Annotated in this window: 26 protein-coding genes; 20 read left to right on the top strand and 6 right to left on the bottom strand. The window is 38.3% G+C overall.

Annotation, left to right across the window (positions count from 1 at the left end):
• Window positions 1-97: 97 nt before the first annotated feature.
• From AM592_RS14230 to AM592_RS14195, 7 genes are all read left to right on the top strand, one after another.
• Entirely contained in the window at window positions 98-607 is a 510-nt protein-coding gene (locus tag AM592_RS14230) for a hypothetical protein (protein WP_053604403.1), read from the top strand.
• Complete coding sequence (locus AM592_RS24170) at window positions 600-764, top strand: hypothetical protein (protein WP_158320308.1); 165 nt, start codon at window positions 600-602, stop codon at window positions 762-764. Before AM592_RS14230 ends, AM592_RS24170 begins: the two co-directional genes overlap by 8 nt.
• 463 nt (window positions 765-1,227) lie before the next feature.
• Entirely contained in the window at window positions 1,228-2,538 is a 1,311-nt protein-coding gene (locus AM592_RS14225; protein WP_053604402.1) for an MFS transporter, read from the top strand.
• A 914-nt stretch (window positions 2,539-3,452) separates the two neighbouring features.
• Window positions 3,453-4,655 carry a metallophosphoesterase family protein gene (locus tag AM592_RS14210; RefSeq protein WP_053604399.1) on the top strand — a complete coding sequence of 401 codons (1,203 nt, stop codon included), beginning with the start codon at window positions 3,453-3,455 and terminating at the stop codon, window positions 4,653-4,655.
• A gap of 13 nt (window positions 4,656-4,668) precedes the next feature.
• On the top strand, window positions 4,669-4,872 hold the full coding sequence (locus AM592_RS14205; protein ID WP_053604398.1) for a twin-arginine translocase TatA/TatE family subunit: 204 nt from the start codon (window positions 4,669-4,671) through the stop codon (window positions 4,870-4,872).
• A 345-nt stretch (window positions 4,873-5,217) separates the two neighbouring features.
• On the top strand, window positions 5,218-6,300 hold the full coding sequence (locus AM592_RS14200; protein WP_053604397.1) for a bifunctional glycosyltransferase family 2/GtrA family protein: 1,083 nt from the start codon (window positions 5,218-5,220) through the stop codon (window positions 6,298-6,300).
• Window positions 6,293-8,119 (top strand): hypothetical protein, encoded by a 1,827-nt coding sequence (locus AM592_RS14195; RefSeq protein ID WP_148564337.1) that lies wholly within the window; start codon window positions 6,293-6,295, stop codon window positions 8,117-8,119. Before AM592_RS14200 ends, AM592_RS14195 begins: the two co-directional genes overlap by 8 nt.
• A 28-nt stretch (window positions 8,120-8,147) precedes the next feature.
• Here the strand turns inward: AM592_RS14195 and AM592_RS14190 are convergent, their stop codons facing one another.
• Window positions 8,148-8,711: a GNAT family N-acetyltransferase gene (locus AM592_RS14190; RefSeq protein ID WP_053604395.1), complete on the bottom strand. Its 564-nt coding sequence runs from the start codon at window positions 8,709-8,711 to the stop codon at window positions 8,148-8,150.
• Between the two features lie 113 nt (window positions 8,712-8,824).
• Between AM592_RS14190 and AM592_RS14185 the strand changes: the two genes are divergently transcribed.
• From AM592_RS14185 to AM592_RS14165, 6 genes are all read left to right on the top strand, one after another.
• Window positions 8,825-9,163 (top strand): hypothetical protein, encoded by a 339-nt coding sequence (locus AM592_RS14185; RefSeq protein WP_053604394.1) that lies wholly within the window; start codon window positions 8,825-8,827, stop codon window positions 9,161-9,163.
• Window positions 9,164-9,390: 227 nt separating this feature from the next.
• Window positions 9,391-9,813 (top strand): SMI1/KNR4 family protein, encoded by a 423-nt coding sequence (locus AM592_RS14180; protein WP_053604393.1) that lies wholly within the window; start codon window positions 9,391-9,393, stop codon window positions 9,811-9,813.
• A gap of 4 nt (window positions 9,814-9,817) precedes the next feature.
• On the top strand, window positions 9,818-10,090 hold the full coding sequence (locus tag AM592_RS24715; protein WP_225970236.1) for a hypothetical protein: 273 nt from the start codon (window positions 9,818-9,820) through the stop codon (window positions 10,088-10,090).
• 140 nt (window positions 10,091-10,230) lie between these two features.
• Window positions 10,231-10,410 carry a hypothetical protein gene (locus tag AM592_RS24710; RefSeq protein ID WP_225970235.1) on the top strand — a complete coding sequence of 60 codons (180 nt, stop codon included), beginning with the start codon at window positions 10,231-10,233 and terminating at the stop codon, window positions 10,408-10,410.
• Window positions 10,411-10,427: 17 nt separating this feature from the next.
• A complete protein-coding gene (locus tag AM592_RS14170; protein ID WP_053604392.1) occupies window positions 10,428-10,904 on the top strand; it encodes a hypothetical protein in 477 nt (158 codons plus the stop codon).
• Between the two features lie 132 nt (window positions 10,905-11,036).
• A complete protein-coding gene (locus AM592_RS14165) occupies window positions 11,037-11,861 on the top strand; it encodes a histidinol-phosphatase (RefSeq protein WP_053604391.1) in 825 nt (274 codons plus the stop codon).
• Window positions 11,862-12,003: 142 nt separating this feature from the next.
• Here the strand turns inward: AM592_RS14165 and AM592_RS24165 are convergent, their stop codons facing one another.
• Window positions 12,004-12,147 (bottom strand): hypothetical protein, encoded by a 144-nt coding sequence (locus AM592_RS24165; protein WP_158320307.1) that lies wholly within the window; start codon window positions 12,145-12,147, stop codon window positions 12,004-12,006.
• The gene (locus AM592_RS14160) at window positions 12,137-13,267 is read right to left on the bottom strand and encodes a response regulator aspartate phosphatase (protein ID WP_053604390.1); all 1,131 of its coding nucleotides are present in this window, start codon (window positions 13,265-13,267) and stop codon (window positions 12,137-12,139) included. The genes AM592_RS24165 and AM592_RS14160 overlap by 11 nt, the downstream gene beginning before the upstream one ends.
• A 607-nt stretch (window positions 13,268-13,874) precedes the next feature.
• Here AM592_RS14160 and AM592_RS14155 point away from each other — a divergent pair.
• From AM592_RS14155 to tatC, 4 genes are all read left to right on the top strand, one after another.
• On the top strand, window positions 13,875-14,135 hold the full coding sequence (locus AM592_RS14155) for a twin-arginine translocation signal domain-containing protein (RefSeq protein WP_053604389.1): 261 nt from the start codon (window positions 13,875-13,877) through the stop codon (window positions 14,133-14,135).
• A gap of 21 nt (window positions 14,136-14,156) precedes the next feature.
• Window positions 14,157-15,506, top strand: coding sequence for a peptidoglycan-binding protein (locus AM592_RS14150; protein ID WP_053604388.1), 1,350 nt, complete (start codon window positions 14,157-14,159; stop codon window positions 15,504-15,506).
• A gap of 143 nt (window positions 15,507-15,649) precedes the next feature.
• Window positions 15,650-15,826, top strand: coding sequence for a twin-arginine translocase TatA/TatE family subunit (gene tatA / locus AM592_RS23375; protein WP_082364043.1), 177 nt, complete (start codon window positions 15,650-15,652; stop codon window positions 15,824-15,826).
• Window positions 15,827-15,887: 61 nt separating this feature from the next.
• Window positions 15,888-16,634: a twin-arginine translocase subunit TatC gene (tatC, locus tag AM592_RS14145; protein ID WP_053604387.1), complete on the top strand. Its 747-nt coding sequence runs from the start codon at window positions 15,888-15,890 to the stop codon at window positions 16,632-16,634.
• Window positions 16,635-16,732: 98 nt separating this feature from the next.
• Here the strand turns inward: tatC and AM592_RS14140 are convergent, their stop codons facing one another.
• Entirely contained in the window at window positions 16,733-17,416 is a 684-nt protein-coding gene (locus tag AM592_RS14140) for a haloacid dehalogenase type II (RefSeq protein WP_053604386.1), read from the bottom strand.
• 113 nt (window positions 17,417-17,529) lie between these two features.
• On the opposite strand from AM592_RS14140, the gene AM592_RS14135 reads away from it, so the two are divergent.
• Both AM592_RS14135 and AM592_RS14130 read left to right on the top strand, forming a co-directional pair.
• A complete protein-coding gene (locus AM592_RS14135) occupies window positions 17,530-18,477 on the top strand; it encodes a D-2-hydroxyacid dehydrogenase (protein WP_053604385.1) in 948 nt (315 codons plus the stop codon).
• Between the two features lie 26 nt (window positions 18,478-18,503).
• Window positions 18,504-19,019: a DinB family protein gene (locus AM592_RS14130; protein ID WP_053604384.1), complete on the top strand. Its 516-nt coding sequence runs from the start codon at window positions 18,504-18,506 to the stop codon at window positions 19,017-19,019.
• Between the two features lie 26 nt (window positions 19,020-19,045).
• Here the strand turns inward: AM592_RS14130 and AM592_RS14125 are convergent, their stop codons facing one another.
• Window positions 19,046-19,300, bottom strand: a complete 255-nt coding sequence (locus AM592_RS14125) for a YciI family protein (protein WP_053604383.1) — start codon at window positions 19,298-19,300, stop codon at window positions 19,046-19,048.
• 102 nt (window positions 19,301-19,402) lie between these two features.
• Window positions 19,403-19,867, bottom strand: coding sequence for a DUF1643 domain-containing protein (locus AM592_RS14120; protein WP_053604382.1), 465 nt, complete (start codon window positions 19,865-19,867; stop codon window positions 19,403-19,405).
• A gap of 193 nt (window positions 19,868-20,060) precedes the next feature.
• Here AM592_RS14120 and AM592_RS14110 point away from each other — a divergent pair, with 193 nt between their 5' ends.
• Window positions 20,061-20,981 (top strand): nuclease-related domain-containing protein, encoded by a 921-nt coding sequence (locus AM592_RS14110; RefSeq protein ID WP_225970234.1) that lies wholly within the window; start codon window positions 20,061-20,063, stop codon window positions 20,979-20,981.
• Window positions 20,982-21,579: the final 598 nt, after the last annotated feature.

The raw sequence follows: 21,579 nt of genomic DNA, 5'->3' as shown, positions 1-21,579 counted from the left end.
TAAGGACGGCGGAATTCTTGGGGATCATTCTCGATTCGGCGTGTTTTGTAGAGATTTGTTACAATGAATAGTGCAACGATGATTATGGGAGGCAATTATGAAAAGAGGAATAGGTGCTTTTGCACTGGTGATGATGCTATTCGTGCAGGGATGTGCTGCAAACGAAGAACAATCAGATAAAAATCGGCAAAATTCGGCAGAAGATTCTGCTCCTGACAGCGACGCGAAACAGTCAGAAAAGCTGACGAATGATGAAAAAGCTTCGAAGATCGTATCCGAGCTCGAACAATTGAGCAAGGAAATACTCAATCAATATCAAGACACGAAAATAGACAGCATCAAAGCAAACCAGCAAAACGACAGCACGGCATTTACAGTCGAGGTTAAGCTCTCCTATAACGGAGTCTTGACCCAAAGTACAGTACTAAGCCACGCAGCCGAGCTCGCCCGCCACTTATCCAAATATGAGAACGAAGGTTATGTCAAGAACCTAACCATGCAATGGAAGCTGGCGGATGAAAAAAACTACGGCACAAACCTGATACTCGTCAACGAAGGCGGCGAATTGCGGCTTAAGGACGGAGATTTTGCTGAAGGGGTTGAGTAAGCGGGTAGGATTTGTTTGTGGAAGCGGCTGTGATCGTGACTGCGATCGCGGCCTATTTTTTATTATTAAGAACGCTTCGGCAGCTAATGATGGATATATAGCATACATGGCGGGAAAAATAGAATTTGCTTTGGCAGTTGTTTCTATCCATATGTAAGTAAAACCATTATAAGAATCAATCTCCCTTATCCGCCAGCATCTTCTCCTCGAGTGTTGTTTGTAGAAGTAGATGGTCTGTACATAAAATATCAACTCATGAAAATACGAAGAGGAATAGACGAAGTATCAGCCGTTCAAGTTTCACCAAGGGTGAAGATTAAAATTATCATAAACCTGCTCCTCTTGATCCTATGTTTTTAATTAGGTTTAATATAGAAAATCCTTGTGGACTAATTCTTTATACTGGATGCTTAAATAGAAAACAACAGAGGGTCTTTTGCAGAAGGGTTAAGTGATGAGGTATTAACAAAGTATTTTTTCAAATAACTTTTTACACCTATTTACGGGAAATGATACCCACTGATTGAATTTTTGCTTTATTAAAGTTAAAATAAAACGATAAAAAACCGGTTATAAATTTTACATAAAAACCATTTGTTGTAAGAAATGAGGATTTGATTATGGCTCACACTTCTGAGAGTACAAAAACTAAACGCATTACAAGTAATATTTTCAAAGGTTCAATTGGAAATCTAATTGAATGGTACGACTGGTATGTATATTCTGCATTTGCCATATATTTTTCATCCCAGTTTTTTCCTGAAGGAGACCAGACAAGCCAACTGCTTAACACGGCAGCTATCTTTGCTGTTGGTTTTCTAATGCGTCCATTAGGGAGTCTGCTGATGGGACGTTTTGCTGATCGTTATGGCCGCCGTTCTGCTCTGTCACTCTCTATTACTATTATGGCTAGTGGTTCCTTAATTATTGCCTGTACCCCAAGTTATAGTTCTATTGGTTTGCTATCTCCTATAATTTTAGTTTTTGCACGTTTGCTTCAAGGAATATCTTTAGGGGGAGAGTATGGGACCTCAGCAACTTATCTTTCAGAGATGGCTAGCAGCGGTCGTCGAGGTTTCTATTCAAGCTTTCAATATGTCACTCTTGTAGCTGGACAGATGGTAGCATTAGGAGTCCAAATCATTCTACAGTCCACCTTAAGCGAAGCAGATATGACCTCTTGGGGATGGCGTATTCCATTTGTCATTGGAGCATTAGGGGCGTTAAGTGTTCTATGGCTGCGTCGCACAATGGATGAATCAGAGCAATTTTCTAAGATGGATTCTAAAGCCCGGGAGAATGCCGGCACTATAAAAGCTCTACTGAAGCACCCTAAAGCCGTGTTAACAGTTATAGGACTAACACTTGGCGGAACTGTCGCTTTCTACACTTACACAACATATTTACAAAAGTTTATGGTGAATTCTGTAGGACTTGATAAAGGTGTTGTCACTTGGATTAACTTTATAGCTTTACTAATATTTGTTGTACTTCAACCGATAGCTGGTATGCTATCTGATCGAATTGGCCGTCGCCCCTTATTAATTAGTTTTGGTATTTTAGGAACATTGCTGACAGTACCTTTATTCCTGATGATGAAACAAACGACCAGTCCTGTTATTGCTTTTATTCTAATGACGATTGGGCTTATCATTGTAACGGGTTATACTTCTATTAATGCAATTGTAAAAGCTGAGCTCTTTCCAACTGAAATTCGTGCTCTTGGCGTAGGTCTCCCTTATGGTCTTACCGTTGCCATTTTTGGTGGCACAGCCGAATTTATCGCCTTATGGTTTAAAAGCATTGGAATTGAATCACTATTCTTTTTTTACGTATCTGCCTGTATTGCTATAAGTTTTATTGTTTACTGGCGTATGGGTGAGTCTTCAAAAAGCTCACGTATTGAATCTGAGCTGGAAACTAAAAAATAACCATATAACGGTAAAATATTTTAAGTATAACGGCTAATCGAAATTTTTTTAAAATTTATAAAAATGCGGATTATGCATGACATAATCTATAAAAAACGTTGATATTAATTAAATTGTTATTTCAATTGTTCGAGTATGTGGCTGAGGAAGAGGAAGTGGACGATTTGGAGTGCGCGGGATGTGTACTTCGAATCGTTCTTTTTTTGCTTGGGAAGTGGTGGGTTATGGGATTGCTGGTTTTAGGCGAAGATTGTGTAGATGTAGTGGTGAATTTGCAAGGGTGGCGGCGGGGGTGTAAGTGGTTAAGAAAGTAATTGCACAGATGTGGGAAGGAATTGCACGGTTGCGGTGTATAATTGCACAGATACATGAGAGAATTGCACGGTTAGGCGCAATAATTGCACCGATAAGAGGATTAATTGTACAAATACCGCGCATAATTGCACATTTGGAGGGTTTGGTTTGGTTGCATTGTTACATGCCCAATCTATATAGGTGCGGAGTGAAGCAGCTGCAAGGAGTTATATTCAATTTAATCCTTATTATATGTATGATTTGATTTTCATAATTTATCTTTCGTTTTCTTCTATGATTTTTTCATATCGCTTCTTTAAAATAAAATCTATCATACTAAGGATTGAAGAAGATCATATGAATTTTCCAAATACCTACATCAATGAACAAGAGATTAAAAACACAGCAATAAAAGTACAAAACCAACTTAAGAAGAGATAATAGGTTCCACTAGATCCCAACCCATTTTTTTTCAAAACATCCTCTAAAGTTTGTTTCCCTCAAAACCACTTTTGTTTTTTTCAACAAAGTTTTGCAGTCTATTAACATTCAGCTAATCTTCACTTGCTATTCTATAGGTAGTACATCTGCTAATGATGAAAAGGTAAGGAGGCTTTATTATGAATGATAATTCTCAAAAAGGATTAAACAGACGCGATTTTATTAAAATTGGCGGGATGAGCACGCTTGCGTTAACACTTGCATCTACTGGTCTTCCTACTGACTTATTCAACTCTAATACGGCTGAAGCCAAAGAACACGATGATGTGAAGCTTCAATTTAATCGCAATGGGAAGTTCAAAGTCGTACAGTTTAATGATTCACAGGATGATGAACGTACTGATCGCCGGACGATTGAATTGATGGAAAAAGTGCTCGATTCAGAAAAGCCGGATTTTGTTGTGCTTAATGGTGACATCATTGAGGCAGGCTGTGATTCAGCTACTGAGATGAAGCAAGCGATGAATAATGTTGTTCAGCCTATGGAAAAACGGAAGATTAAATGGGCTGTAACCTTCGGAAATCATGATGAAGATTCTACTCCAAAGAGCGGTTTAGATGAGGAAGATATGCTTAAGGTGTATCGATCCTACAAATACAATATGAATAAGCCTGGAGAGAAGAACCTTACCGGAACTGGCAATATGAATCTTCTTATAAAGAATTCCAAAGGCAATCGCGCGGCTTTCAATCTTTGGCTGATGGACAGCGGAAGGTATGCGCCGAAAATGATTGCCGGCCAGGACTTTAATGGCTATCCGAAGTGGGATTGGCTCCGTTTTAACCAGGTAAAATGGTATTATGAGACTTCCAAGAAGCTTGAGAAGCAATGGAAGCACAAGGTTCCTTCACTCGTTTTTATTCATATTCCGCTTTGGGAGCATCGCTATATGTGGTTTGCCAGTGTGGACGAGAGAACAGAAGAAAACCATGCCAATGCCGTAAAAAAGCATAATATCGTAGGCGAAAGAAATGAAGACGAATGCCCGGGTCCGATCAACAGCGGCATGTTTTCGGCTATGTTGGAGAGAGGCGATGTGAAAGGCGTATTTTGCGGACATGACCATATCAACACGTACGCAGGGAATTATTATGGAATTATGCTAGGCTATGCAGGCAGCGTAGGGTTTGGTACATATGGCCTTCCTGATGCAGAAAGAAATCGATTGCGCGGTGCCAGAGTTTTTAATTTAGATGAAAATACGGAAGAAGTTTTAGTAGATACCCATATGGTTTTCGCTAAGGATTATGGAATAGACTTAACTGCTAACGATCAAAGTATGGATCCGGCGCCGTTAGAGGAAGAAAAAGTAAATAAATAAGGAGGTAGGATTCATGCTGCAAAATATAGGGATTCCCGGTTTATTTCTGATTCTCGTTATTGCATTAGTCATTTTCGGCCCGTCAAAATTGCCGGAACTCGGACGTGCAGTAGGATCAACATTAAGAGAGTTCAAAAAATCAACTCAAGATTTGGTGTCAGGTGAAGAGGCTGAGGAAAATAAGCCGAAAATCAATAAGGCGAAAGAAACGAAATGAAAAATCGAGAAAGATGTGAGCAGCTTCTTTTGCTTGCATCTTCCTTTTGTGAACTGAGGTGTTTATCCAGGGCTGTTTATCGCCGAAAGCAAAAAAGTCCATTAGAACTTAATACACCGTAAAATAGGTAATATACTTCATCGAGACTAGTAAGTGAGCTAGTCTTTTCTTGACATGAAATTGGAATAAATTAAAAGTATTACAGGGCATAAAGGCTAGTCGAATAGTGAGTTGGAAGATGATACAAGTCTTTAGACTGAAAAAACTCCACCTGAAAATTGACTAAATCTTTTTTGCTTGTTAGGATTGAAAGGGTATTCAATTTATTTAATAAAGGGGTACATAATGGCTGATTTTACTAGCATCGCGATTTTAATTCCTGCCTATAATCCTGATGAGAAATTGACGTTCCTTGTTGAAGGTTTAATCAAGGAAAACTTCAAACATATTCTTATCATCAATGATGGCAGCAAGATGGAATGTGAAAGAATTTTTGACTCCGTATCTTCGTTTAAAGAATGTGAAATCGTAAATCATGCAGTCAATTTGGGCAAGGGACGTGCTTTAAAAACAGGCTTTAACTATCTATTGAATACATACAAAGAACTGACGAAGCTGGTCACAGTAGATGCTGATGGACAGCATTCAATCAAAGACATTAAAAGGGTTGCTCAGAAACTAGCAAATACCCATGACAGTTTAGTTTTGGGCGTCAGAAATTTTTCTGCAGAAAATATTCCTTTTAGAAGCAGATTCGGAAATAAAGTCACTGAAAAGGTGTTTCGTTTTGCGAGTGGCGTTCATGTTTCGGACACGCAAACTGGCTTAAGAGGAATTTCCTATTCCTTCTTAAAAAAGCTGATGAATGTGAAAGGCGAACGGTTCGAATATGAAATGAACATGCTGCTTGAGTGCAAGGCGAACAATATTTCCATAGAAGAAGTTGAAATTGAGACCATCTATTTAGAGGAAAATAAATCGTCTCATTTCAATCCGATCGCAGATTCGATCAAAATCTATTCCGTTTTCTTTAAATACATTTCTTCATCCCTCTTATCTTTTGGCCTGGATATTTTGTTCTTTTCTATCCTTTTAGTACTTTTACAAGGAATTCTTCCTACGTATTACATCATAGGCGCCACAATCGGAGCCAGAGTCCTATCCTCGCTGTTTAATTATATGGTCAATAGAAATCTCGTTTTTCATAGTAAATCAAAGAATACATTAGTTAAATACTATACATTAAGCGTATGTCAGATGTGCATATCCGCACTAGGGGTCTATCTCTTATATCTGTTAATCGGACAAGGGGAAGTCGCCATCAAAATTGCTGTTGACACATTTCTGTTTATTATCAGCTTCTATATCCAGAGAGAATGGGTATTTAAAAAAGTTAGAAAAAATGATGGTTTGATCACAAATGAATAGTTCGCTCATATCGTTTGTTTTCTTAGTCGTGTCATTGGCAGGCTGGGGGATGTTTATCCATAAAAAACTAAAAATCAACGCGGCATTCATCCCTTTATTTCTTTTTTCTTCGATTACCTGCCTGGTTTTCGCTGCTGGTCTATTAAATATAATGCCGCTGATGGTGAGCTTGATTTTTTATGCCGGCATATTGCTCTTTGTACTGTGTATTTATTTACTGGTGAAGAAAAAGTACAGCATAAAAAATCTGCTGGTTCCGTCTTCGCTTGTTTTTGTCCTTTTTTCAGTTGCAATTGTACTTTTATTAAAAGGCTTGATCTTAATTCATTATGATAATTTCAGCCATTGGGGACTTATCGTGAAAGAAATGTTCAGAATCAACGGATTGCCGGACGGAACGACAATGATTTCTTTTCGTAATTATCCGCCGGGAAGTGCCGTTTTTATTTACTTTATCGGTAAGATTATCGGCTATACAGAGAGCCATGCATTAATGGCGCAGGGGATATTAATTGCTGCTAATATAGCGGTGCTGTCTGTCTTCTGTAAATGGAAAAAAATCAGCCATCTATTACTGAGCATCGTTCTAAGTACCGTATTGATAGCAGTCATAAAAAATAACCTTTATAACTTATTGGTCGATACGCTGCTAGGTTTTACCGCTTTATCGATATCAATCATTGCCTATTATTACAGAGCCGATTGGAAAAAGAGCATGATCATTAATACACCTTTGATGATTTTACTCACTCTGATAAAAGACAGCGGAAAATTCTTTTTGATCATTAATATCGTTTTAATTGTGTGGTTGATTTATGTACATTACATAAAAGGCAAAAAACCTAAAATGACACACAGTAAGATACTCGTTTATGCTATGGTATTTATGATTTTAGTTCCTTTGGGATCAAATTTCTTGTGGCTGAAGTATACTCAAAAAGCGTATCCCGAGGCTTCATATTCAAGCAATAAATTCGCTGTAAACATTGACAAGGTCAACAACAATGAGAAGTCGGAGGAGTTTAAGGAAACCCTTGCGCCATCTTTAATTGATGCTGCAGCAAATTTCAATTCGCCTCTTTTTAAAAGCTTATTGCTTTTAAATGCATTGCTTGTAGCCATGGCATTCATCGTTTATTTGTGGAAAAGAGAAAAATCGAAGCGATTGTTCTATCTTTTCTTATTTGGGAACTTGACCTATGTCTTTTATCTGTTCGGGCTCTATTTCATGTATCTGTTTTTAATGCCAGAAGGGGAAGCGAGTAAACTAGCCGGGTTTAACAGATATAATTCGTCGATTGTCATTTACATAGCCGGCTTATTCATGACTTTTATCTCGTATGAGTTCTCTAAGCTATCTAAAAATAAAACGATAAACGCATTCGCCGCATTGGTTCTCGCGGTTTTGTTTGTACTTCCTTTTCAAGACAACCTTGCTGCAGTAACAACAAGGCCGGATGTTGAATCATCACTTAGACTGCAAGTGAAAAATGATTTTAGCAAGGTTAGAGGAAGTCATTCTAAAATTTCTCATGTGATTTATTATAGCCCTCGGAGTAAAAAAGATAGAGGTTATCTGAAATACCTTCTGATGTACGAACAGCTTTCTAATAAGTATAGTATTGTAACAAGCAGCTCTACTGAAAAGGAAAGAAAAGCTCTAAACGATTTAATCAAGAAATCCAGCCATATCGTCGTATTGGATTCAGATCCTAACTTTAATCAATATTTTTCCCAATTCGTATCGACTGACAGGATCGAAGGAGTATATAAAATAACAAATATAAAGAGTGACACTATGATTCATCGGTTGGATTAGGGAGATGAACAGCAAAAACAGTGTAAATTCAAATGTGAATTACACTGTTTTTATATACGGATGACAATTTTTTCTTTCTTAAATCCAGGCACCAGTCGTTGTACCGCATGAAGCTTCCCGGCGGGTATTCCATTTCGTATTCGCAGATGAACGAGAAGCCAAGCTTCCGGCAAATCGCATTCGACGAGCGGTTATTGACGGACGGGAACGCGTGAATCTTCCTGTGCTTTTGCTCCGCACAGGCGATTGCGATAGTCTCTTCTACAGCCGCGGTCGCAATACCTCTGCCCTGGAACTGCGGCAGAACACCCCAGGTGATCTCGTACACGGCCTCTTCCTCCCGAATGCGTTCCCAGTATCCGGTGACTCCAACAGCTTCAAGCTCAGGGAGCAGAATGATGCTGAACATACGGCCTCTCCCTGTCCCGCCGATTTTGACATAGCGCTTGTGACGCGCGAGAATCTGCTCCTCGGTCTCCGGATCTCCAATGTGTTCTAATATTTCAGGTGCATTCATTCGATGCAGAAGGGCCAGATCTTTTTCTGCCCAAGGCTCAAGCCGTACTTGTAGTGTGATCGTTCGCTCTGCCATCTCTCTCACTCCTAATCTTCATTTATAATATGGCTAGGTCAAGGATGGGGATTTCTATGAGATGATAATGGAAAATAGAAAGTCATCGACATCTACTCAAAATGGAGGAAAAAATGTTTCATGCAATTATTCTTTTAATATTGGGTTTATCCGTTCTTGTTCATGGTTTTATCGCTTTAAAAAGAGAGCTGTCTGACAAACGTGATTTAATTCCTTCAACTGAGGAACTATTAAACGGCAATGGATGGTTTTATCTGACTGGTGCTTCGTTATTTTTTCAATTTGTTTTTCGTGGTCAGCAATTTGGATCTGAATATTTCGTCCAAGCGTTTTTAGTTAGTTCAGGCATTCATTCTTTGTTCCAACTTCTTTTAAGTAAAACGGAAAAACCGTTAATAGGTTATAAGGCTTGTAGTGTTGCAGTTGTTAGTTTTCTGCTGGTTTTCATTTGAAATGAATGATAGTGATAAAAAGAAATAATAATAGTGTCAATTTCCATTTAACGTTGAGTAAAAACATAATATCCTCCCTGTCAACTATTATTAAGTTTATTAGTAACATTTTATCAGAAAAAAGGGTTCGAACAATTAAAATGGAATAGTAAAGTAGAGAATTTAGGTAATGTGATACTTTTTTACACCCTATTTGTCATGAAACTATATGTGAAAAGGAGGATTTCATGAAGAACGATATTTTAGTTTTCATTCAAACAGGCAAACCAGGGGTTACAGATGAGGACATTAAGTCTGCAGAAGAAAAATTAGGAGCTGTTTTTCCCGAAGTTTATAAAGAATTTTATAAATTAGTTAATCAAGCTGAAATAGGTGAATGGATTCTCTTTCCTATTAAAGATCCAAATCATCTCAGGAAGAGCTGGGATGATATTGTAAGGCAAAATCTAGAAGTAAGAGATGAAAATATGCCCGAAGATCTGATTGCAATCGGGGATGACGGCAATGGAGATAAACTATGCTTTCAAGTCATTAATGGAAAAATGAGTGAAAAGATTTATCTATGGGATCACGAGACAAATGAAATTGAGGAATACGCACCTAATTTAATAGAATTTGTTAAATTGGAATCGGAAGCCGAGGAAGGATAAAAACATGATAAAAAATTTATTCAAGAAAAGCTATAGTGAGAAAGATTTTTGGAACTGGTTTGAGAAGAATTCCGAGGATTATTTTCAGCTAAAGGAAAGCCGCTATGAATCCTTATTTAATAAGCTTCACTCTCAATTATCAAAGATTAATCCTGATTTGGTATTTGAATTTAGCGCAGAGCTTGATAGCGGAAAAAGAGAATTTATCATCAGTGCTGATGGCATCGTTGCAGCCTTTCCGGATGTCATTCGGTTAGTGGAAGCTGCCCTGAATTAAAAAATTTTAATATTATCGCTTTCAGGCAACGAGGAAATGAAGATGAAATTCAATTTAATGATATCGAACTAAACATTGATGATATGTTTTTTACTTATAAAAACGATCAACATAATAATCTTGTTAATGTGATCATTTACATGAAAGGTTTTACAGAAGAGAATGAAGATTTCATAGACGCGGCTTTTATTTTGCTCGACAATCTCGTCGGAGAGTATGATGTTGGCGTAAAAATTGGTGAAATCGAATTTAGATCGTATCAAGGGGAACAAGGTGCAGTACCTATTAAAGAATTACCTGCTGTGGTTGATGCGTTGTAAAAAATGGAGGTGGTTATTTGGTTGATGAATTTTATACGATTCAAGAAAAATATTCTTTAATCATTTCCACGAACGATAAATACAATAAGGAAAAAAGAGAGTACGATGTTATTAGCAAAACGATAAAGAAGGTATTTTTATATTTATCTACTAAATATACTCTGTATATCTATTATATAACGAATCAAAAGAACAGACAAAAAAACCAGGATTTCATTCCGCTAAATAAATTTTTTTCTAAAAAAATTATTGTAATTGAGCCATTAGACAAAGCTATTTTTAACAACGAATATATATTAGAGTTATTTATTTTTGGAATAAAAGATAAAAAAATGACAAGAGAGTATTTTCTGAAAGAATATCGGAATATTAATGAATTTGATGAGTTTTTATTTAATAAAGGAGGTCTGATCGCACAAGTTTATGATTCATCTTATGTGAAAATAGATTCTACGGATATTGATATAATCCAAGGACTTAAACATTTCTTATAATTTTTCTAACTTAGGCCACACTTATACAGGTATCAATTGAGGTCTTTTACATCATTTTGAAATAATTTTTCGTCATAAAGTTAAATAAAGTTTATACTTAATATATATAGATCCACAAGGAGGAAAGTTGAAATGGCACCACAGGAGCAAGTCAAGTTCGATTTACATACTCATCATGATAGGTGTGGACATGCAGAAGGAACGATTTCTGATTACATCGAATCGGCGATTGATAAAGGGCTTCATTATATTGGGATTTCTGATCATTCGCCGCACTTCTACAGTGAAGACGACCATCTCTTTCCCGGAATTACAATGCCAATCAGTGAATTTCAAAGCTACGTTCAAGAGGTTCTCGAGCTGAAGGAGAAGTACAGAGACAAAATCCATGTCCTGCTGGGAATGGAGAGTGATTTTTTTCCTGAGCATCACAAGTTTTATGCAGAGCAGATCGAAAAATATCCGTTCGATTATGTAATTGGATCTGTCCACTATGTAAATGAAATCAATATTTTTCAAAAAGATCGTTGGGAAGGCGTAAACGAAGAAGAACAAATCAGAACAAAGGAAGAGTATTACAGGTTAATTCAGGCCTCTGCCCGGAGCGGATCCTTTCAAATTTTGGGACACATAGATGCTATGAAAGGCTATTATCCAGAGTTTTCTGTTATTCCAACCAACTTGGTGGACGAAACGCTGCAGGTGATTGGTGAGAACAATGTAGCAATCGAGGTCAATACATCCGGAAAAATGAAATATTGCGGCGGCTGGTATCCATCTGATGAGCTTTTGGAACGAGCGAATTTCTACGGAGTCGACATTACATTCGGTTCGGACTCCCATGTCGCTACGCGAATCGCCGACGACTTTGACGAAGTAAAGAAAAAGCTGAAGCAAATCGGTTTTAAAGAAATGGTTTATTTTGTCGAAAGGGAAAGGCGAGCGGTTCGGTTGTGAGGGGTGTGGAAGAGTGTGAATTTTTGTTTCTTTAAAAATAAATATTGGTTTTTTCGGAGGGGAAATTGGTAGATAGATAAAGGTTGAAATACAAAGTAATCCATTCACTTAACAGCTAAATTAAGTGAATGGATTTTAATAATCATTCTGCATAAGAATTGTTTTTTTCTAGTGCACCAATATTTCTGTCTGTTGCTAATTCAGACTGGTGCGAATAGGCGATAATGGTACCGACGATTATTGTAATAGCTAAAGTGAGTATTATAATTCTCTTTTTAGTAATCATAGATACATTCTCCTCTTTGAATTTGTCTTTGTGCCTCTACCATTTTGAGAAGAAATCTTGTGGAGCTTTCGTAATCATTTTGACTTTCGAATAAAATTGCCGAACTATATGCACATTCTTCAATATAAGCGAAAAGTTTCTTTTCTTCTAGTGTACTAAAAATCTCATATATTTTCTCCGGTTTAGCTGTTTCAATATATAAGGAATTTAAAAATTCATATAACAGTTCAAGTAGATAATCAGGATTTTGCTCTAAATCCTCCAATCCTTCTTGAATTATTGTTTTTCCTTTCTCAATTTCGCTGGTTTTTAAAAATGCCCAACTTAAGCCAAACAAGATACGTGAATGAATATCCGGTTTATGTGACCTACTTAATTTAGCCGCTTTGTTAAAAAATTCAATAGCCTTTACATAGTCTCTTTCTCTTGAATAGTTATTAGCAGTATTATATAAAGTTGAGCAGATTAGCTTGTCATTTTCTAGTTCTTGAGAAAGCTTTAAAGCATTTTTTAAATGGGGACGAGACTTTTCAAAATATTTTAGATCATCATAATTACCTGCAATCATAAACAAACACTGAATTTTACGAATTTTATAAAGCTCGATTTTATCAAATATTTTTAAAGCTTGTAAAATGTGATGCATGGATACATGCGTTTGTTTCATCATATAAAAAGACTCTCCAACTTTATAATGAAATTCAGCTTTCTCAATTTCATCAGTTACAAATGGTAGCTGTTTTTCTGCCTTTAAGTAATATCCAATCGCTTCAACATATTCTTTTTTTTCATATTCATACATACCACGGAAAAAGAAGGAATAAAACTGGAGGATGCCTGATAGTTTTTTCTGTGAGGTTTCTATTTTCTCTAAAAGCTCAAATGTAGTCGGCCGGTCGCCGTACTTATTTGTTGGTTCTATGTAATCTAACATTAGCTGGTGACGGAAAGCCATAAGCTGATAGTACATCAATACTTCTTGTTCGTTCTCCAATTCACTTATTTCCTGCTCAACTTCCGTTTTTAAAATCTCCGCATCTGGCACACTAAATTGACGGATCATCCTGTACCATTCATAAATTTTAATGCCGACTTTTGAAGAAGAAATGACTTGACCCACAAAAGACCCCCTAGTAAATCTCTATAATTAATATATTATCATTACTAATTAATGTAAAGATCGAAAAAATACCGCAATATTTATTTCGGCATGGCGCAATAATAGAAATGTTTTTGTAACATTATGTAACAACCTATGTATTTTGATTGATATTTTATAGAAGATTAGTTAAAACTCTCTAGAAAAAGTGATAAAAAAGAAATTTTAACACGGATGAAGCTATACAATATACCTTTCTTTAGTTGCAAAAAGTAAGAACAAAAAGGTCTTTTTCACGAAGCGGAGTTGCACAGTTTTTGGTACTTAAATCTCTTTCTAATAAAATTCCCACTTTAATTGCAAAAGGTGTTTCATAAAAGGATTTTGTAGAGCTCTCTATTTTAGTGAATGTACACGATATTTACGGACAGTTCAAGTATCCGCAAGCGGTCGGTTTTTGTTTTTAGTGCTTATTGTTCATTTTAAAAATGAGCATTGACCATATAAATGTTAATATTTATATTAATTTTATATAGTTAAAATAAGGGAGAAATTGCGAGAATATTGAAGTTGCAAAATTTATTTCCTGTTTATTTACACTTTTCAGAAATAAGGAGGGTTTACTTTCATGCCGGAAAAAAAGTTAAGCAGACGTAAATTTTTAGGATATTTAGGAGCTGGTATAGCAACCGTTGCCGCTGTCAACTTGCCGATTAAAGCCTTTGCAGAAATTACCGATCCACAAACACCGCCGGATAGTGATCCGACGGAATTGCCGAACGATCCTGGAACATGGGGAGATGCCGTCTCAGAAATAGAGAAGGAGCTTCCGCAGGATCCGAATGTTCTGCTAATTGACGTTGAAGAAATATACAAACGAAATATGTAAATCACAAAGGAGGTTTAAAAAATGTCTCTTCGAGTAGATTTGATCAGTACAGCTGCATCCCAAATTGGTTACGTAGAAGGATCAAATAATAATACGAAGTTTGGAACTTGGTTTGGTCTAAATAATGAGCCATGGTGTGCAATTTTTGTCAGCTGGTGTGTTGCCCAATCAGGAATTAAAAGCGTTTATAATGGAGGGCGGCCGCTTTTCGCGCATAGCGCAGCTGTCCGGGAACATCGATGGTTTCATGAGTATTATGGAGAATATTTTTCTAAGTCAACTTTTCTAGATGTCATTCAAAACAATCCTTTACGTGCAACAGGCAGTCTGATCTTTTTCAGCGGTGACTCTCATATTGGTATCGTAGAACGCTTGAATCTAGAGGAGAAAACAGTGGTAACGATTGAAGGAAATACGTACCTTCCCTCTAGAGGAGAAGACTATCAAGGTGTGTTTCGCCGATATCGCAATCTGTCAGATTCGAAAATAGTTGGATTTGCGCTGGTTTACTATGAAGAATATGAAGGCACCACTTCTCCGCCAAAAGTTAAACCTGTTCCGCCTCCATACGGTAACAGCGGGGGAGGGGAAGTTCCAGTTAGCTTCCCGGGATCAAGGTATTTTTATATTGGAGCGAACAACAACTATGTCACTCTGTTAGGCAAGATGCTGATAAAAGCCGGTTATGGCAGCTACTATCAAGTTGGAGCAGGACCTCGTTTTACAGAAAGCGATCGCAGCGCCTGTGCAGCTTTCCAAAGGGCTCAAGGGTGGAGCGGCAGTAGTGCTGACGGAATTCCCGGACCTACTACTTGGGAACGCCTTACTTCTATCTACTATGGCAGCGGCGGAAGTGGAGATGATACCAGCTGGCCGCCGGCATTTCCAGGGACTCAATATTTTCAATCAGGTGCTTCGAATCAATACGTGACTGCGTTGGGCGTACAATTAGTAAAAGTCGGATTCGGCCGACATTATTCCGTTGGGCCTGGTCCGACATGGGGAGAAGCTGACAGGCTGAACTGCAAAGAGTTTCAAGAGGCACAAGGATGGACAGGCAGTGATGCTGATGGGTATCCTGGTCCGTCTACTTGGCAGCGGCTGTTTGATATCGTAGGCAGCTCGCCAAACGTGTCTGTATTTCCAGGCAGCCATTTCTTCGGTCCCGGTTCAAACAATGAATACGTTACAGCAATGGGGAAACAGTTAATTAAAAAAGGCTACCAACAATATTATTCTGTTGGTGCAGGTCCGAAATGGAGCGACTCTGACCGTCAAGCATGTGCGGCTTTTCAACGTGCGCAAGGATGGACAGGCAGTGACGCTGATGGATATCCAGGTCCTAGTACATGGCAAAGGCTTTTTGCATAATACGTGAAAAATGAAGCATATAAAGTCAAAGTATGTCAAAAAAATAATTCGATTGTTTGAGGTGATTCCATTCTTAGTATGCTATAATTTCTTGGAACTCACGAAATAGTTAACGCAAAAAAGCTTAGAAGGAGTGATTAGATATGCCAAATGTTGGAATCCCTGGACTGATTCTTATATTAGTTATTGCGCTTATTATTTTTGGACCGTCAAAATTGCCGGAAATCGGACGCGCTTTCGGTAATACTCTAAAAGAATTTAAGAATGCCACCAAAGATTTAGTCTCGTCAGATTCGAAAAAAGAGGATAAAAATTCTTAATGTCAATCGAGAAGAAGAGATTAGATGCTAATCTCTTTTTGTTTCTTATGAGGTGAAAAAAATGAATGATCAGGAAATTGAATTAACCGAGCATTTGGCAGAATTAAGAAAAAGACTGATTTATGTCCTTGGCTGCTTTTTAGGTTTTCTTGCGTTATCTTTTTTATTTGTCGAGCAAATTTATAATTATCTGGTTAAGGACTTGGAATTTAAACTTGCTTTACTTGGTCCTGGAGATGTTTTATGGATATATTTTAAGCTATCAGCTGTAAGCTCGATTGCTTTTACGATTCCTGTAGCTGCTTTTCATATTTGGCGGTTTGTTTTACCTGCTCTTAAAGAACATGAAAAAAAGGCGACCTTTGTATTAATACCTGCTTTGTTTTTCCTTTTTATTTCCGGAATTTCATTTGGCTATTTCTTTGTGTTTCCCACTTGTCTTTCCTTTATGCAAACGTTGGCAGGAAATGAATTTCAGCCATTTTACACGTCGGAAAAGTACTTTAGCTTTATGCTTAACTTAACTGTCCCATTTGGCGTTTTATTTGAACTGCCGGTTGTGATTCTTTTTTTAACCTCGATCGGAATTTTGAATCCGAATACGTTAAGGAAAACGAGAAAAATTTCTTATTTTCTCATTGCAGTCGCATCAGTTTTCTTGACACCGCCAGACTTCATTTCTGACATTCTTGTTTTAATACCACTTATCTTTCTTTATGAGATTAGTATCAGTTTATCTGCATTTATCTACCGAAAAAAATTGAAGAAACTAGAGCTGCTAGATTCGAATACTTCATCGGAAATTTAGCTGTAGGGAAGATAAATCGCGTTAAAGGTCGGATATATTGCCAGGATGGGCAGAAAAAAGAGGTTGGCTCAGTGAGGAGTCAACCTCTTAAAATTGCATTACTCCGCTGCCATCCCTTTGATCAGTAAAGCAAAGGTTTTCATGTCGCCGACCAGATATGTTTCTTCGACATCCGCCGGCCGGACCTCGCCATAGCGGTTTACCCAGCAAGACTCGATCCCTAGTTCTGTGGCTGGCACAACATCATATTTGAAGCCAAATCCGGTATGAAGAATTTCTGATTTTTCCAGGCCTAAACGTTCGAGGGCAAGATGAAATCCTTTATGACTCGGTTTATAGGCTCCCGCTTGCTCGGCGGTGATGATTTCGTCAAATTCAACACCGAGTTGTTTTACAGTTTCTTGGATAATCGCATCATCAGTATTTGTAATGAGTGCGATTTTTGTGTATTTCTTTAATTCCAGCAAGGCGTCTTTCGTATCCTCGAAGAGCTGCCATGTTCCCATTGATTCAGAAAATCGGGCAGCATCATCCTCGTTAAATGGCAGATTATTCTCTTGAAAGGTCATCTGCAGCGTGTTTTTCAGGACTTCTTTATAGGGGCGGTACTGTTCTTGAATGTACTCGAATTGAATTGCTTCCCACCGTCGTTGCAGTGCGATAATATCGACATCAAAAACGTTGTGCTTTTCAAGAATATCTGTAAAACACCTTTGAACTTCACTTTCCCAATCAATCAGTGTACCGAAACAATCAAACGTAATTGCTTTTGGCGCTGGCATATTCATTCCTCCCTTTTTTCATATTCTAAAGGTCTGTACAAGTATTATTTTTACTAGATTCAAGATGGTTTTATCATAATTTAATATGTATCATAGAAAGGGGGGTGCAGCAAATGAAGACAAGACAGCCAAAAATTGTCGTTTACAGCCCGAATCAAGCAAAAGACTATGAGAATATGATCAGAAAACAAGGGTATACCAATGTTTTTTCTGCATCGAGTCCGGCAGAAGTAAAAGAGATCATAGCAGATACAGAGATATTACTATGCTGGAAGTTTCCTTTGCATTTGCTTTCGGAAACAGACTCTATAAAATGGATTCAATCGCTGGGAGCAGGTGTTGATGATTTGGTCAGTTCACCACATGTTTCAAAGCAATCACAGCTTACACGGATTGTCGATCAATTCGGCGTGCCGATTGCCGAATACGTGTTTAGTTATTTTCTCCATTTCAATCAACGCATCACAGCCATCCAATCGGCTCAAAAGGAGAAAAAATGGGCTCCGTTTGAACCAGAGCTTTTATCAGGAAAAACGATTGGAATTGCCGGCTTAGGTTCGATAGGCGGGGAAATGATCAGGAAAGCACGCGCTTTTGATATGAAGATTCACGGTTTAAGCGTTAGCGGTAAGCAAGCACAGTTTGTTGACAAGCATTTTCATCCGGATGAGTGGCGTGAGTTTGTCAAAGAGCTTGATTATCTTGTTTTAGTGCTTCCTTTTACAGAAAATACTTATCACGTTGTCAATCGAGATATTCTTTTAGCGATGAAGCCTTCCGCTTATCTAGTCAATGTCGGAAGAGGGCAAGTGGTGGCCGAAGATGATCTGATCGATGTGTTGAAGTCAGGACATCTGCGCGGCGCCGTATTGGATGTGTTTGAGCATGAACCGCTTTCAGAAGAAAGTCCGCTTTGGGAAATGCCGAATGTTTATGTCACGCCTCATCTTTCAGGAATAAGCACTCCGTCGAGGGTCGGACATTTTTTTCTTGAAAATCTAAAGAGATATATAAATGAGGAAGAGCTTGCAGGGATTGTGGACCGGAATTCAGGATATTAAATCACAATGGAGAGGCGGCAAAAAAAATGATGAAACGTCCAGAAATCAGTGAATATAATGAGTACTATGAAAAATACATAAGCTTAGTACCGGATGGGGATATCTTGCAAATATTAGACGACCAAATGAAAGAAACGATTCGCTTGTTACAAGATTTGACTGAAGCAGAGGGGCAATTTCGATACTCACCTGAAAAATGGAGCTTGAAAGAAGTTCTTGGCCATATTGCAGACACCGAGCGTGTGATGGGATACCGGCTTCTCACCTTTGGCCGCGGCGAGACTGCTTCACTTCCTGGATATGATATTGATGGATATGTTTCCAACGCTGTATTTGATGAACAGCCGGTGCAAGATCTTCTTGACAATTTACATTCTGTCCGACAATCTACATTGCAATTACTGGAGAGTTTCACTGAAGAAGCTTGGCTGCGGGGCGGTATCGCAAGCAACTTTGAGGTTACTGTCCGTGCCCTTGTATATATCGTAGCCGGCCACGAGCTCCACCATCGTCAAATCATCCAAGAACGCTATTTAAAATAGACCCGCCAAAATGGCGGGTTACTTATTTATATCCTCCACTCATGAAGCTCCAGCCGTCTGACTCCTTTGGTTATGTAAGGGTCGGCTTCCGCCAATTCTTTTGCTTCCTCAAGTGACTCTGCCTGGTAAATCACCATGCCGCCTGCTCCATCGGCAAATGCCCCTTTTTTGAAAACCTTTCCTTCATCACTTAGCTTTTGCAAGTATTCTAGATGATCAGCTCTGTAGGTCTGATTTAATTCCGGTTTTTCCATAAAAAGAATCGCCGCATAATAGTTCATTTTAAAACTCCTCTCAATTTTCTGACTCTAGTATACGTCAAACAGCAGTAATCTTAAATATAAAAGAAATGATATTCTTCTATACTCCACCTTTCGTTCAGATCACGTGGATGGCGCGGAAACTTCCCCCGGTCGTCTACGAAGCATTTCAGCTTGCTTTTGTAGGGGACGAAGGATTTCTTCAGCGTCTCTTTTTGCAGAGACAAATTTCTTCGTATCGCTGCCCCAGCCGATAAAAATCATATCGGATCCGGCGCATGCTTTCTCGAAATAGGATCGATTTACTTGTTCGTAGCTCTGCTCGCTTTTCTTTAGCTCGCTTGAATCAGAAGTCATATAGGCGAACAAATTAACGACGATAAATTTGTCATAATGCTGATCGATAAAATAATTCGTCAAGCTCGTGACGGTTTTATCGCTTTTTAAGACATCATCGAGGCTCGGATGCAGCAAAATGACGCAAGCACAAGGTCTGTATTTATTCCATGTTTTCTCGTAATAGTACCGGTATTTATGGTTGTCTGATAATACTGCGAGCATGGCCATATTTTGATGAATTTCAACCATTTCGTTACCTCACTGTAATTGTTTTCTCTATTCTATATTTCGGTTAATAGGTCTATTAACTTAATGGTAATTTGTTACTTTAGACCTAAAAAAAGAAAGGGGAAAAGCAAAGGAATGTCGAATGAACAGAGGAAGAAAGGAGAGTTCGCATTGATAGTAAAAGAAAGAAAAGTACCGCTGCATCTTAAAAAAATTGAAGCTATTAAAAGAAGAATTGATTCAAAGCATTCCAAGCAACCTGCATTGGCAGAAGAGCGATCCAAACGTTTGGCAGGATTTCGCGGAGCAGTCGCTCGATTATTATTTCTCCCAGCTGCCGAAGAAGAATTATTATATTCTCCACGATGTTAGAATTCAACGAAATCATTTCTTTCAATTGGATACTCTGATTTTAACAACTCGTTTCCTGATCCATCTTGAAGTGAAAAACATCTCCGGTACGCTTTACTTTGATCGATCCTTCAACCAGCTGATCCGCACCTATGACGGAAAGGAACAGGCATTTCCAGATCCATTGCTGCAGGCGAAACGACAGCAGAAGCACCTTCAATCATGGGTCGCAGAAAACCAATTTCCCGCAATGCCGATACTTCCTTTAATCGTAATCAGCCATCCCTCGACCATCATAAAATCGGAAGTCGGGGGCAGTATGCAAAAAGTCATTCACGCGGCAGCTCTTCTCGATAAAATCGAACAGCTGGAACAAAAATATCAGAAAGAAATACTACAGATAAAGGATCTTAAGAAAATGTCCCGACTTTTAATCAAACAGCACACACCATCAAATCCGGACATTTTGAAAACCTTTCAAATTAATGAAAAAGAAATAAAGACAGGAGTCCACTGCCCAAAATGTTCGTTTCTACCATTGGAAAAAAGCAAAAAAGGCTGGTACTGCCCAGCTTGCATGGACTATGACAAACATGCCCACATCGAGACTTTGAAGGATTACGCCTATCTAATAGGACCAACCATAACGAACCAGCAGGCAAGAGAATTTTTGCAGGTGGATTCTCGATCAATCGTAACGAGACTGCTGACAGCATTAAATCTACAATATACAGGGAACTTGAAAAGCCGAAAGTATACACTACCATTAGAATTTTATGAGTGATTAATTAGTGAACTGCAGAGCGAAAAAAATTAGAAGATCGCGCAAAACGAGAGTCGAATCGCTCATAAACTCAGAAGATCGCGCATAACGGGTGAAGATCGCTCATAAACTCAGAAGATCGCGCAAAACGCGAGTCGAATCGCGCATAAACCTAGAAAAACGCGCAAAATGCGTGTCGAATCGCTCATAAACTGAAAGGATCGCGCATAACGGGTGAAGATCGCTCATAAACTCAAAAAATCGCGCAAAACGCGAGTCGAAACACGCATAAACTCAGAAAATCGCGCGAAACGGGTGAAGATCGTGCATAAACCCAGAAGATCGCGCAAAATGCGAGTCGAATCGCGCATAAACTCAGAAAATCGCGCAAAACGGGTTCAGATCACTCATAAACCCAGAAAATCGCGCATAACGAGTTCCAGATCGTTCATAAATCCAGAAAATCACGTATATTCGAGAACAGATTTCTTCTATATTCGAAACAAATCGAATATCCCAGGTATATTAATTAATTTTCTTGCAGATCATGCGACAAATTCCCTCATCCCCAGAAACACCAGAAATAAAGCGCGCAAAAAAAGATCCCTTGCGATTGAAG

Source organism: Bacillus gobiensis (assembly GCF_001278705.1).
GTDB classification, from domain to species: Bacteria; Bacillota; Bacilli; order Bacillales; family Bacillaceae; genus Bacillus; species Bacillus gobiensis.
Note: the sequence above shows the minus strand (reverse complement) of the source record. Positions and strands in the feature narration are given on the sequence as shown.